Annotated in this window: 14 protein-coding genes; 1 reads left to right on the forward strand and 13 read right to left on the reverse strand. The window is 71.0% G+C overall.

What is annotated here, in order from left to right; translation table 11 throughout:
• Positions 1–8: 8 nt before the first annotated feature.
• The 7 genes from miaB to ftsE all read right to left on the reverse strand — a co-directional run bounded on the left by miaB (position 9) and on the right by ftsE (position 6,791).
• Positions 9–1,388 (reverse strand): tRNA (N6-isopentenyl adenosine(37)-C2)-methylthiotransferase MiaB, encoded by a 1,380-nt coding sequence (gene miaB / locus C3K08_RS03690; protein ID WP_104990084.1) that lies wholly within the window; start codon positions 1,386–1,388, stop codon positions 9–11.
• Between the two features lie 107 nt (positions 1,389–1,495).
• Entirely contained in the window at positions 1,496–2,299 is an 804-nt protein-coding gene (locus tag C3K08_RS03695; RefSeq protein ID WP_104990085.1) for a hypothetical protein, read from the reverse strand.
• Between the two features lie 23 nt (positions 2,300–2,322).
• Positions 2,323–2,790, reverse strand: a complete 468-nt coding sequence (locus C3K08_RS03700) for a hypothetical protein (protein ID WP_104990086.1) — start codon at positions 2,788–2,790, stop codon at positions 2,323–2,325.
• Between the two features lie 96 nt (positions 2,791–2,886).
• Positions 2,887–3,135 carry a 30S ribosomal protein S16 gene (gene rpsP, locus C3K08_RS03705; RefSeq protein WP_104990087.1) on the reverse strand — a complete coding sequence of 83 codons (249 nt, stop codon included), beginning with the start codon at positions 3,133–3,135 and terminating at the stop codon, positions 2,887–2,889.
• A gap of 131 nt (positions 3,136–3,266) precedes the next feature.
• Positions 3,267–5,123: a peptidoglycan DD-metalloendopeptidase family protein gene (locus C3K08_RS03710; protein ID WP_234009149.1), complete on the reverse strand. Its 1,857-nt coding sequence runs from the start codon at positions 5,121–5,123 to the stop codon at positions 3,267–3,269.
• Positions 5,120–5,983, reverse strand: a complete 864-nt coding sequence (locus C3K08_RS03715) for an ABC transporter permease (RefSeq protein ID WP_234009150.1) — start codon at positions 5,981–5,983, stop codon at positions 5,120–5,122. The genes C3K08_RS03710 and C3K08_RS03715 overlap by 4 nt, the downstream gene beginning before the upstream one ends.
• 124 nt (positions 5,984–6,107) lie before the next feature.
• A complete protein-coding gene (gene ftsE / locus C3K08_RS03720) occupies positions 6,108–6,791 on the reverse strand; it encodes a cell division ATP-binding protein FtsE (RefSeq protein WP_234009218.1) in 684 nt (227 codons plus the stop codon).
• Between the two features lie 158 nt (positions 6,792–6,949).
• On the opposite strand from ftsE, the gene C3K08_RS03725 reads away from it, so the two are divergent.
• Entirely contained in the window at positions 6,950–8,266 is a 1,317-nt protein-coding gene (locus C3K08_RS03725) for a S41 family peptidase (protein WP_234009151.1), read from the forward strand.
• Positions 8,267–8,337: 71 nt separating this feature from the next.
• Here C3K08_RS03725 and C3K08_RS03730 read toward each other — a convergent pair whose 3' ends face one another.
• From C3K08_RS03730 to C3K08_RS17830, 6 genes are all read right to left on the reverse strand, one after another.
• Positions 8,338–8,955, reverse strand: a complete 618-nt coding sequence (locus C3K08_RS03730; RefSeq protein WP_104990089.1) for a hypothetical protein — start codon at positions 8,953–8,955, stop codon at positions 8,338–8,340.
• A gap of 10 nt (positions 8,956–8,965) precedes the next feature.
• Positions 8,966–9,523 carry a GNAT family N-acetyltransferase gene (locus tag C3K08_RS03735; protein WP_104990090.1) on the reverse strand — a complete coding sequence of 186 codons (558 nt, stop codon included), beginning with the start codon at positions 9,521–9,523 and terminating at the stop codon, positions 8,966–8,968.
• A gap of 26 nt (positions 9,524–9,549) precedes the next feature.
• Positions 9,550–10,113: a GNAT family N-acetyltransferase gene (locus tag C3K08_RS03740; protein WP_104990091.1), complete on the reverse strand. Its 564-nt coding sequence runs from the start codon at positions 10,111–10,113 to the stop codon at positions 9,550–9,552.
• 64 nt (positions 10,114–10,177) lie between these two features.
• Complete coding sequence (locus tag C3K08_RS03745; RefSeq protein ID WP_104990092.1) at positions 10,178–10,654, reverse strand: GNAT family N-acetyltransferase; 477 nt, start codon at positions 10,652–10,654, stop codon at positions 10,178–10,180.
• A gap of 102 nt (positions 10,655–10,756) precedes the next feature.
• On the reverse strand, positions 10,757–11,065 hold the full coding sequence (yidD, locus tag C3K08_RS03750; RefSeq protein WP_104990093.1) for a membrane protein insertion efficiency factor YidD: 309 nt from the start codon (positions 11,063–11,065) through the stop codon (positions 10,757–10,759).
• 55 nt (positions 11,066–11,120) lie between these two features.
• A complete protein-coding gene (locus tag C3K08_RS17830) occupies positions 11,121–12,038 on the reverse strand; it encodes a hypothetical protein (protein WP_158679839.1) in 918 nt (305 codons plus the stop codon).
• Between the last annotated feature and the right edge of the window lie 22 nt (positions 12,039–12,060).

The raw sequence follows: 12,060 nt of genomic DNA on the forward strand, positions 1-12,060 counted from the left end.
CCCCACCCTCATACCATCTGCAACGGGCTGCTCAGCGCCGCCGCTTCGGGATTGAAGCGGGGCAGCTCAGGTAGGTCCTGACCGTCTTCCCCGATCAAGCGGCCATACAGCATGTGCGGCGTGGCGTGCTCGATGCGGGCGCGGTAGAGGCCCGCCCCGGTCGCGCCGAGCGCTTTGGGCACCACCGTCGGGTGGTTGCCGCGCGTGTGGCCCTCCAAGAAACCGGTGTCGTGGGCGTCGCCGCGCAGCAGGAGTTCCTGAACCGTGCCCACCTTCTCCGCGTTCTTGCGGGCGCTCCATTCCTTTTGCCGCACGATCAGGCGCTGGAGCCGCTCGGTCTTCAGCTCGCGCGGCAGATCCTGAAAGTGCTTGTAGCTCGGCGTGCCGGGGCGCGGTGAGTAGATGAACATGTAGGCCGAGTCGTAACCCACCTCGTCGTAGAGGCTCAGCGTCTCCTGGAAATCCTCCTCGGTCTCGCCGGGAAACCCCACGATGATGTCGGTCGCCAGGACCACGTTCGGCAGATGCTTCTTAATCTCCGCGATGTGCGAGAGGTACTTCTCGCGGGTGTACTCGCGGGCCATGCGGCGCAGCACCCGGTTGGAGCCGCTCTGCACGGGCAGGTGCACGAACTCGCACACGGCGGGCGTCTCGGCCATTGCAGCGGCCACATCCTCCGTGAAGTTCATGGGGTGGCTGGTCGTGAACTTGACCCGCCGCACGCCCGAGCGCCCCACCAACCGCAGGAGGTCCGCAAAGGAGGGGTATCCGGCGAGCTTGGCCCCCTGGTCTACCCCGTAGGCGTTCACGTTCTGGCCCAGCAGCGTGACCTCCTGTACCCCGGCGGCGAGTTGCAGGTCGAGTTCACGCAGGATGTCGTCGGGGTGGCGGCTGACCTGCGGACCGCGCGTGGTGGGCACGATGCAGTAGGTGCAGTGGTGGTCGCAGCCGCGCATGATCGTGAGGTGCGCTTGCAGCTTGCCCGTGGGGGGCGGGGGGATATGCCCGTGCAGCTCGTCCTTGAATTGCAGGCCCCAGAAGCGCTCGTTGCTCTCCAGCGCCTTGCCGATGTCGAGCAGGCTGCCCGGCCCCAGCAGCACGTCCACCTCGAACTTGCGGGCGATCTGCTGGCCCTCTTCGAGCTGCGCGAGGCAGCCCATCATCCCGACCACGAGTGGGCGCTGCTGCTTTTGCTTGCGCAGGTCGCCCAGCAGCGAGCGGACCTTGTCCACGGGCTTGCCACGCACCGCGCAGGTGTTCACGAGGACGAAATCGGCCTCGTCCACGCTCTGGACCATGTCTGCGCCAAACGAGACGAGTTGCGACTCGACCAGATGGGTGTCGTACTCGTTCATCTGGCAGCCGTAGGTGATCAGGTGTGCCTTCACGTTCTTCTCCTCGGCCTGACGGAGGGATTCCGGGGCCTTCTGTGTACGCCACGCTGCGCTGAGCGCGGGCCGGGCGCGAGTCTAGCAGGGGCGGCTGTGCCCGTAGCTCAGGGCTGCCCCGGCTCCTTCAGCGGGTAGGTCGTGCTCCCCGCCACCCGCACGCGGCCCTCGGCGGGGGCGTAGGTGGCGTCGATCAGGCCAGGGCGGTGCAGGCGAAACCAGTCGCGCAGGGCGGGGGACTTGGCGAAGACCTGCGTCCGCAGCACCTCCTCAGCCTGGGCACCCTGTCCGGCGAGGACCATGTTGGCGTAGTAGCCGCCCAGCCGCGCCTTCAGGTTGGTGAGGTCAGCGTCCTTGCTCAACCCGGCCAGCAGGTCGCGCAGGTTGCGGGCGGCCTCCTGCGCGGGGACGTAGGCATAGGCGCGGGTGCGGTCAGCCAGCTGCACGCCGTCCCAGGCCAGCACGGTCAGCAGCGCCGGGCTGACGGCATAGGGCCAGTCGTAGTAGGCGAGGCGGTCGCTGGCAAGCAGCAGTTCCTTCGTCCCGTCGCCGCTGAGGTCCACGAACCGCAGCCCATAGTTGCCCCCGTCGATGACGGCGAGGTTCTCCACCCGGCCCGCGTCCTGGGTAAAGGCGTAGTACACCGAGCAGCAGTGCGCCCCGCCGGAGAAGGTGGTCAGCACCAGCTCGGGCAGGCCACCGGGCCGCAGGGGTTGCAGCTCGGCGGCGACGTTCCAGCCGCTGACGGTCAGGACGGTGTGGTTGCCATTTTTCACCACCGCCCGCGCCTCCTCGGTGCTCCCCTCCGGCCGGGGCGTGACCGTCACGGTCAGGGTGCCCCAGCGCAGGACTTCCGCGTAGGCGGGGGGGAGCAGTGTCAGCAATCCGGCCAGTGCGAGGCACTTCTTCATGCCCCAGGCTACTCTGGCGGGGTTCAGGGACTCTTGGGGGAGGTGGGGGTGGTCGCGGCCCCAGCCTCCTGCTTGTCAAGGGTGATGTTATAGGTGAGCAGTTCGCGCCCCAGCAGCACGGTGCGTAGGGTCCCGCTGACCTTGCCCGCCCCGATCTCGGCCCGCAGGGCGCCGCGCAGATTGTCGCCGCTCTCGTACAGGTCGACCTCGATGCTGCCGCCCGCCGTGCCCACCCGTTGAAAGCTGCCGCTCAGGGCATAGGCCTTGCGGCTTTCCAGGTTGGTCAGCACGCCCGTGGCGCGGCCCTCGCGCTCCTGCACGCTCAGGAGCAGGCGGTAGGGCACGCGGCCGGTCAGGCCACTGCCCACGCCCTCGTAGACGCCGCTCACCGCCCGCTCCAGCGCCGTGCTCGCGGCGATATTCGCCCCTAGCGCACAGCCGGGAAGGAGCAAGGGGGCGGCCAGCAGCGGCAGGAGGAAGGAGGCACGCATACCGGCGAGCTTAGGCCGCACTCATGAAGGGGAACTGATGGAGCGGCATGAAAAAAGCTCCCGCGAGGGGAGCCTTTCTCGTGTTGCGGGGTGGCCTCAGGCGACCTTGACGCCCTGGCTCTTGAGCAGGCGGCGGGCGGTCTGGGTGGGCTGGGCGCCGACCGAGAGCCAGTAGGCGGCCCGCTCCGCGTTGACCTTGAGGTAGGTCTCGCTGGTCTTGCGGGGGTCGTAGTGGCCCAGGTTCTCGATGTAGCCGCCGTCGCGGGGGCGGCGGGAGTCGGTCACCACGATGCGGTAGTGGGGGTTGTGGGCAGAGCCGAAACGGGACAGGCGAATCTTGACCATATTGGAAACCTCGGGTTGGGATATTGAGGGTGGGGCGCCCGCCTAGGTCGCGGGATTCATGCGCCCGCAGCAGCCAACCGGAAGCGCACCGAAGGAGAGTAGCAGAGGTCGGGGGGCGGTGGGAAGGGGGGTCAGAACGGCGGCGGCACGGGCCGACGCGACGCGCCCGACACCTCGTTGAGCTGGAAGGCCATCCGGCCGGGGCCGAAGATGGGGCTGCCGCCCACGGTGCCCAGGGGCGTGCCCGCGCCCACCCGCGCCCCGACCTCCACGGCGGCGTCTTGCAGGCCGAAGTAGGCGGTGACCTTGGCCCCGTGGTCGAGCAGGACCACCCAGCCCAGGCTGGCGTAGTAGGTCGTGGCGATCACGTTGCCCGGCAGCGAGGCGACGGCCTGGGTGCCCTCGGCGGCTTCCAGCACGCTCCACTGGGCGCCGTTCGACCCGTAGGGCTGGCTGACCCGGCCTCCCGGCAGCGGGAAGCCCAGCGGGCCGGGCGAGGCGGGCAGCGGGGCGAGGGCCTGGGTGGTGGCCGCCACCGCCTGCTGGGTCTGCCCCTGACGCTCGCGCAGGGCGGCCTGTTCCTGGGCAACCCGCTGTTCGCGTTCGCGCTGAGCGGCCAGGGCGGCCTCGCGCTCGGCCTGCTCGCGGGCGTTCTGCTCGGCCTCGCGGGCACGGGCCTCGGCTTGAGCGCGGGCGATGGCGTCGGCCTGCTGGCGGGCGCGGGCGGCAGCTTCGGCCCGCGTGCGGGCTTCGGCGGCGGCCCTGGCCTGGGCCTCGGCGCGGGCCTTGGCTTCGGCCTCGGCCCTGGCCCTCGCGCGGGCTTCCGCTTCGGCCTTGGCGCGAGCAGCCGCAGCGGCCTTCGCCTGGGCTTCGGCCCTGGCTTTTGCCTCAGCCCTCGCGCGGGCGCGAGCAGCAGCCTCAGCCCTGGCACGGGCTTCGGCCTCGGCTTTGGCGCGGGCGGCGGCTTCGGCGCGGGCCTTCGCCTCCGCACGGGCGCGGGCTTCGGCCCGGGCCTTCGCTCTGGCCTCGGCTTCCGCTCGGGCCTTCGCCTCGGCCTCGGCGCGTTCGCGGGCGAGGCGGGCCTGCCGCTCCTGCTCGGCACGGATGCGGGCGAGGCGCTCGGCCTCCCGACGGGCGCGTTCCCGTTCCTCGCGGATGCGGCGCAGCTCGGCCTCGCGGCGGCGGCGTTCCTCCTCTAGGCGGCGCTGGCGTTCGGCTTCCAGCCGGGCCTTTTCCTTCACGACCGCGCCCACAAGTTCGTCAATCGTGCGGGCGGTCTCGGCCTGCTCGGCGCGGGTGCGGGCGGCCAGGGTGCGCTGCCCCTGCTCGTCTCGGCGCAGCTCGGCCAGCAGGCGGCCCGTCTCGGCGCGGCTTTCCCGCAGCTCCTCCAGCCGGGCGAGCTGGCGGGCTTGCAGGCCCTCCAGGGTGGCCTTTTGCGCGGCCTGCCGCTCGCGCTGCGTCTCCAGGGTGCGGACCTCGCCCCGCAGTTCTTCGAGCACCGCGACATGCTGCTCGCCCGAGAGGTTCGCGTAGCGCAGCCGAATCAGCAGGTCCGACAGACTGCCCGATTGCGACAGCAGCCGCAGGTACTGCCCGCTGCGCTCGCGGTAGAGGGCCTGAAGCAGCTCGCGCAAGTCGGCCTGAAGACGGGTCACGCGGGCCTGGGTGACTGCCCCCGCTGCCGTCGTCTCGGCCAGCGCCCGCTCGGCCCCCTGCACCTGCCGGGCGAGGTCGGCCGTCTCGTTTTCCAGCTCGGCCACCCGCCCGGACAGGGTCTCCAGCCGCTCCAGCGTCTCACGGCCCTGCGCGGAGAGGCGGGCAATGTTGCGGCGCAGGTCTGCCAGCTCGCGGCCCTGCTGAACACTGAGCCGCCGCTGCTGCGAGAGTTCGCGCTGAAGCTGCTGGAGCCGCTCGCTGGTCTCCTGCGCCCCAGCGAGCAGCGCCGCCGACAGCAGGACGAGGACGGGCCAGCGCGGGTTTCTCTTCACTCCAGCTCCCGCAGGTAGCGCCGGGTGGCAAACAGGCTCCCGGCCAGCCCGGTCAGGATGCCCAGCATCGCCACCGCGCCCAGGAGGGGCAGCAGCGTGTCGAGGTCTTGCACGACCGGAAAGACGGGCGCGAAGGTCGCCACCCGCTCGGCCAGCGCGAGATACCCAGGAGCCAGCACCGCGAGCGCGAGCGCCGAGGAGAGGGTGCCCAGCAGCACGCCTTCAATCACGTGCGGGGTGCGGATAAAGCCGCGTGTGGCCCCCAGCAACCGCATCACGCTGATCTCCTTGCGCCGGGCATACATGGCGACCCGCACGGCGTTGAGGATGCTCAGCAGCGTGCCCGCGAACAGCAGCGCGACCAGGCCGTACCCCGCCGCCCGCACGGTGGTCAGCGTCCGCACCGCCTGATCCACGTACCCCGCCCCGTATTCCACGTCGTCCACGCCGGGCAGTTTCGCCACCGCCTCGGCCACCGGGCGCGAGTCCTCCACCCGGCCCACCCGCACCCGCAGCGTGTCGGGAAAGGGGTTGCCGACCAGCCCCGCCGCCTCGGCGGTGGAGGGGTAGTCACGCGTCATCTCCGCGAGGACCTCCTCGCTGGACACCAGCCGGGCCTCGCGCACGCCGGGAAGAACCTCGACCCGCCCCAGCAGCGCCGCCCCGTCCGCGTCCCCTTCCAGAAAGGCCGCCACCTCCACCTGCGATTCCAGCCCCTCCAGGGTGCGGTTCACGTTCAGCGTGAGGAGCAGCACCCCGCCCAGCATCAGCAGGGTCAGCGTCATGGTGGTCAGTGTGCCCAGCGTGGCGGTGAGGTTGCCGCGCATGGCGAGGAGGGCCTGACGGAAGTGGTAGGTCACCGGACCCTCCGGGGGGCGGGGAGGGAGGGGCTGTCTGCGGCTCCGGGCCTCGGGATGCCCGGCCCGCTCACCCCCACCCGGCCTCCCCCCTGAAGGGGGAGGGGCAATGCTGCGCCAGCACCCCTCACAGCGCGTACCCCCCCGCCGGATCGTCCCGCACCAGCCGCCCCTGGCGCAGGGTCAGGGTGCGGTGGCGGAAGGTCTGCACGAGGTCGCGGGCGTGGGTGGCGAGGACCACCGTGGTGCCGCGCAGGTTGACGTGTTGCAGCACCCGCAGCACCTCGCGGGCGTGGTCGGGGTCGAGGTTGCCCGTCGGCTCGTCGGCCAGCAGCAGCGGCGGATCGGCCACGATGGCGCGGGCGATGGCGACCCGCTGCTGCTCGCCCTGCGAGAGCTGCACCGGGCGGGCGTCGGCGCGGCCCTCCAGCCCCACCGTCCGCAGCGCCGTTCCCACGCGGGCAGGCCACTCGCGGGCGGGCACCCCCGTCACCCGCAGGGTAAAGGCCACGTTGTCGTAGGCGCTGAGGTGCTCAAGCAGCAGGTTGTCCTGAAAGACGGTCCCGATGCGGCGGCGCAGCAGGGCGGTGCGGCGGCCCCGGTAGCGCGAGAGCGGCTCCCCGGCGACCTGCACCTCGCCCCGGCTGGGCAGCGCCCGTTTGAGCACCAGATTCATAAAGCTGCTCTTGCCCGCGCCCGAATGCCCCACCAGGTACACGAATTCGCCCTTGTGAATCCGGACATTCAGGTCGTCGAGGGCCAGCGCCCCGCTCGCCGGGTACGCGAGGCTCACGTTGCGAAAGACGATCACGCGCTCCCGCCTCCGGGAGGGCAGCCGCACGGGCCAGACAGGGAACTTGGCATGCTCGCGGCCCAGCATAGCCCAGCCCTTCATGGAGGGGGAGTCCGGTGGGGAGGGGTGAAACGCCTCCCACAGTCTCTTAACCGGTTCGCCCTATCCTGCGGGGCGTGAACCGGAAACGCATGATGCTGGTGGCGGGGTCCCTCGCCGCGACCGCTGCCGTCGGCTACGCGCAGCTCGGCGGCTACACCCAGGCCGACCTGACCCGCACCGACACGGGCCGGGCCTTCTTGCAGGTGCTGGGCGAACTCCAGCGCTCGTACCTCTACCCCATCGACCAGGACAAGGTGCTGCGCGGCGCGATCAACGGGGCGCTCGGCAGCCTCGACGACGAGTTCACCTACTACTCCGAACCCGCCGATACCGCCATCGATACCCAGAACCTGCAGGGCGAGTTCGGCGGCATCGGCGTCACGCTGGTGGCCGCCAACCCCGACGGCACGGGCGGCAAGATCGACAACGTGTACAAGGGCGGAGCCGCCGCCGACAACGGGGTGCAGATCGGCGACGTGTTCGTGAAAATCGGCGACACGGACGTGATGACCTCCAAACTTGACGAGATCGTGCGGCTGGTGCGCGGTCCCAAGGGCAGCACGGTCAACGTGACCTTTGCCCGGAACGGCAAGCCCTACACCGTGAAGATGGAGCGGCGTCAGGTCACCATCGTGAGCGTGGAGCAGACGGTGCTGCCCGGAAATGTCGGCTACATCGCGCTGAACACCTTTTACAACGAGAAGGCCAGCGAGCAGTTCCGCGCGGCGGTCGCCTCCATGAAGCAGAAGGGCGTGCAGAAGCTGATTCTGGACCTGCGCGACAATGGCGGCGGCCTGCTGAACGCGGGCGTGGACGTGGCCGACCAGTTCCTGGGGTCGGGCAACATCGTGAGCCTCAAGGACCGCACGGGCCGCGCTCAGGTGTATGGGCGTGCCAGCACCCGCCCCACCGACTACACGGGCAAGCTGGTCGTGCTCGTCAACAAGAACAGTGCGAGCGCGAGCGAGGTCGTGGCCGGGGCGCTGCAGGACCTGAAGCGGGCGACCGTGATCGGGGAGCAGACCTTCGGCAAGGGCGTCGCGCAGATTCCGGTGAACACGGTGGACGGCGGCAAGGTCGCCATCGTGAACAGCGCGTGGCTGACGCCCCAGGGCCGCGAGATTCACAAGAAGGGCATCAAGCCCGACGTGACGGTGGCCGATACCCGCTCTACCACCCCGTTCAACTTCAGCGGCAGTGGCCTGACGCCGAACGCCAAGGTCACCCTGACCGTGGAAGGCAAGCCCGTGACCGTCACCGCCGACAAGGAAGGCAAGTTCACCTATACGGCCGAGGTCAAACGCCCCGTGCGCTCGACCACCCAGGGCGAGGCGACGGTGGACCTCGCCGGGGACGCGATCCTGCGGCGGGCCGTGGAGACGCTGAAGTAAACAGTCCGCAGGACCAGAGCCTCAGCCCCGGCTGGGGCTTTTTTTGTTGTTTGCTGGAAGCTGTCTGCCCTTCAGTCCCACTCCCACTCGCGCCAGTCGCTGGGCTTCGCCTCGCGGCTGGCCGACTGTGCCTTCTTCTCCTGCGGGGCCGGATACCAGGGATAGGCGGCGGCGAGGGCCGTATGCAGCCGCTCCAGCAGACGGGCGCGGAGTTCGGCTTCCTCGCGGGGGGTCACTTTCTCGATCTCCCGCACCAGGCGCGAGAGGGTGTCTTCCAACCCCGGCAGATACGGCTCGCGGGCCTTGCGGACCGAGCCTTTCCGCAGCGGCTCGGGGTGAATGACGGGGACGTAACTTTCGGCGGCGGCATCCAGCAGGGCAGCCCGTTTCGCCGCCCGTTCCTCGCGGGCGCGTTCGGCGCGGGCGCGAGCGTCGGCGGCGCGGGCCTGACCGACCAGGAAGGCTTCCTCGCGCTCGGCGTCCAGCACCCGTTCCTCGCGGTAGAGCTTGACGGGGGGGAGGCGGCGGCGGCCCATCTTCAGGCCGTTGGGGCGGGTGTCGTCGTGCTCGCCCAGGAACTTGCGAATCAGGCCCGGCGTCCAGCCGCGTTCCTTGAGGTCCTGGGTCGCCAGAAAGCCGGGCGGCGTCAGTGGTTTCTCGCGGGTGGGGCGGGGGTGCTTCTTGGTCATGGCCGGGGACTCATGGTCGGGGCAGGCCGCGCCACTCCCCGCGCAGCAGGTCCATCTGAACGCTGTCGTACCGCACGCCCCCCCACAGCCGCGCCTGTCGCACGCGGGCACACTCGCGGAAGCCGAGCCGGGCGCCGAGGCGCAGCATCCGCTCGTTGCCGCTCCAGGTGGTCACGGTCAGGACGTGCGCGTCGGTCCAGTTCAGCGTGTCCTGCACCCACAGGCTCAACGCCCGCGTGCCCACACCGCCCCCCCAGTACGCCGGGTCGTAGATCAGGATGCCGAGGTCCCACCAGCCGCCGCCCTCCGGCTCCTCCTCCGAGCGGTTGACCATCCCGACCACCACGCCGTCCACGTCGATGACCTGCTCGTCGGCGTCGGGGCCGTGTGCTGCCAGGTATTCGGCATACGCCTCCATCGTGCGGGTGGTACCCGCCGCCGGGAAGTAGGGCGCGTCCCAGCGCCGCCACTCGGCCCCTGGGTCGGTGAGCCAGCGGGTCAGGGTGGGCAGGTCGTCCGGTCGGCGGTCGCGCAGCGTGACCGGGAGGGAAGGCAGGGCAGGGGTCACGGCGCGGAGTATAGGCTCCGGCCCCGTCAGACGTCAGGCTGCCGGGCGAGGCGCGTGTACGCGTGCCCCGCGAGGTCCTGCCGTCCCACCGCCACGAAGCCGCTGCGGGCGTAGAGCCGCGCCGCCGGGTTGCCGTCCTCCACCAGCAGGGTCAGGGGGAGGCCGAGTGCCCGTGCCCGTTCCGCACAGGCCTCAATCAGTGCCCGACCCACGCCCCGCCCCCGCGCCTCCGCAACCGTGGCGAGAGTGTCGAGGTACAGCTCGCCCGCCTCCGCCTCGCTGGGAATGGCAGGGTCCAGCCCCAGCGAGCGGCGGTGCTCGCGAAAGGGCGCGTCGAGGGCCTGCGCGAACTCGCCGGGATACAGCACAGCGAGGCCCACCGGACGGCCATCCTCGCCCTCGGCAATCAGCGTGTGCGTGAAGCTCAGGCGGTTGCCCCGCGCCACGAAAAACTCGGCGATGACGTGCGCGGCGTCCTCGTCGCTCGTGGTGCCCGTCAGGTGCTGGCCCACCCGCCGGGTGGCCTCCTGAATCAGCGGAGCGGCAAAGGCCGCGTCAAAGGTCTGGGCCGGGCGAATGCGGGGGGTCATGCCGCCCAGTCTCCCATTCCCGCCGCAACCGGGCGAGCCGCACGCTGTCCCAGCGCTGGCCGTTCTACGCCCGCGCCTCCGGCACCCGGCCGCATTCGCGGTAGCCCACCCGTGCGGCGGCCCGGACCATGCGTTCGTTGCCGCCCCAGGTCGTGAGCGTCAGGACGTGCGCCTCCGTCTCGCGGAAGGTGGCGTCCGTCCACAGCCCCAGCGCCCGCGTCCCCAGTCCGCCGCCCCAGTGGGCCGGGTCGTAGATCAGCACGCCGAGGTCCCACCAGCCGCCGCCCGCTGGGGCCTCCTCCCAGCGGGTCACCATGCCGATGCACATCCCGTCCAAGGCGATGACCCGACGGTGCGGCGAGGGCGGTTCGGCCTGTGCTCGCTCGGTGTAGTCGGCCAGCGACAGGGGAGAGGGGCAGCGGGCGGCGTGGAAGTACGGCGCGTCCCACCGCTTCCACTCCGGGTCCGTCTCGGCGTGCAGCCAGCGGTGGAGGATGGGGAGGTCGCCGGGCTGGCGCTCGCGCAGGGTGAGGGTGGGCATCCGCCCCAGGCTGCCAGGCGGCCCCCACGCGAACATCGGCCGAATGGCGGGGTGACTTATCTGTGATCGCAAAGGGGCGGCAGGGATGCTCCGAGATCCCTGTCACCCGCAGCGGAAGGGAATCGGGATCGGCCCAATGCAGCACACCCCGCGTGTCTCCACGCTGGACCCCAGTGCGAATGGGGAGCCGCCGTGGATGGCGTTATGGGCCTCCCGGCACGCTCCGAACCGGGCGGCAATCCGGGCGCGGCCCCGCACCAGCCCGTCTTCCCGCACGATGCGGGCCACCGCCGCCGAGCACGACTCGCCGCCGTGCAGCGCGGTGTGGGCGCAGCGAAACCCCTTGCGCGGCGAGAGATGCCGCTGGTAGAGGCGAATGCCGGAGAGGGTCAGGCGGTCAATTCGGGTCATGGGGGGAGCGTAGGAGGTGGGGGCAGGCTGTACGCCCGAGTCCCCTGAAGACGGCTCAATGCTTGATCAGCCATACGTTCGCCGTTCGGAACCCTGCCGCTTCCAGCACGGTCCGGCGCTGGGGCCAGTCAGCGGGGCAGATCGCCTGCACGGTGCGGACTCCCCGCGCGGCAAGCGTGTGGTGCGCCGCCTCCAGCAGCGGGCCGAAGGTCGCCCAGTCGTCCGCCGCGAGGTCGTCCAGCGTCCCCACTTGGGCAGCATCGTGCGCTGGGGGAAGCCCCGTGGGCTGCGGCACGACGAAGCCGTTCACGCCGCCCGGCCCCTCGTGGACCAGCACGTCCCGGTCGGGCAGGGTCCGCGAGTGCCGCATCCAGCCCTCAAAGCGGGCGGGGGCCTCCGGGTGCGGGGTCCAGAAGCGCGGGTTCGCGCGGCGTCTACCCTCCTGCGCGGCAGCATTCAGGCGCACCAGCGCGGGGAGGTCGGCCTCGGTCGCGGGGCGCACCGCCGGGGGCCGGGTCGCCTGCGGGTCCACCGGGCGCGTCATCCAGAGGGTGAGGGGCTGGTACCCCCGCGCCGTGAGGTGGGCCAGACGTTTGGAGGCACGGGCGGGACAGGTTGTTACGAAGACCGCTGCGCCACGCTCCCGCAGGAAAGTTTCGGCCTCGTCCAGCAGCGCGGCGAGGACTTCCGAATCTGCGGCATACAGCTCATCCCCACTCAGCCCCGCGAGCAGACTCTGATACACGGGCGGCGCAGGAAAGAGGCCCGCCGACACGACGCCCACCGCCTCCCCACCCCGCTCGGCCAGGAACCACGCGAAGCGTTCCGGTTGCGCCAGCTCGCGCTCCAGCCGTGCCCGCACCCGCGCTTCCGCCTCGGGGTGCGGCGGCCAGAGGTCCGGTGCCAGGCCCTCCCTGCCCGCCGACTTGTGAGTGCATTCACGGAAGCAGCGTACCCACTTCACCCGCAGCATTCCTTACAACCTGACCCCAGCC

Origin of the sequence: Deinococcus sp. NW-56, from assembly GCF_002953415.1 — a bacterium.
In the GTDB taxonomy this organism is placed as follows: Bacteria; Deinococcota; Deinococci; order Deinococcales; family Deinococcaceae; genus Deinococcus.

Coding starts and splice junctions, on each gene's coding strand:
- yidD (WP_104990093.1), bottom strand. CDS start 11,065: ATGACCCGAATTGACCGCCTGACCCTCTCCGGCATTCGCCTCTACCAG.
- rpsP (WP_104990087.1), bottom strand. CDS start 3,135: ATGGTCAAGATTCGCCTGTCCCGTTTCGGCTCTGCCCACAACCCCCAC.
- C3K08_RS03745 (WP_104990092.1), bottom strand. CDS start 10,654: ATGCCCACCCTCACCCTGCGCGAGCGCCAGCCCGGCGACCTCCCCATC.
- C3K08_RS03740 (WP_104990091.1), bottom strand. CDS start 10,113: ATGACCCCCCGCATTCGCCCGGCCCAGACCTTTGACGCGGCCTTTGCC.
- C3K08_RS03695 (WP_104990085.1), bottom strand. CDS start 2,299: ATGAAGAAGTGCCTCGCACTGGCCGGATTGCTGACACTGCTCCCCCCC.
- C3K08_RS17830 (WP_158679839.1), bottom strand. CDS start 12,038: ATGCTGCGGGTGAAGTGGGTACGCTGCTTCCGTGAATGCACTCACAAG.
- C3K08_RS03700 (WP_104990086.1), bottom strand. CDS start 2,790: ATGCGTGCCTCCTTCCTCCTGCCGCTGCTGGCCGCCCCCTTGCTCCTT.
- C3K08_RS03730 (WP_104990089.1), bottom strand. CDS start 8,955: ATGACCAAGAAGCACCCCCGCCCCACCCGCGAGAAACCACTGACGCCG.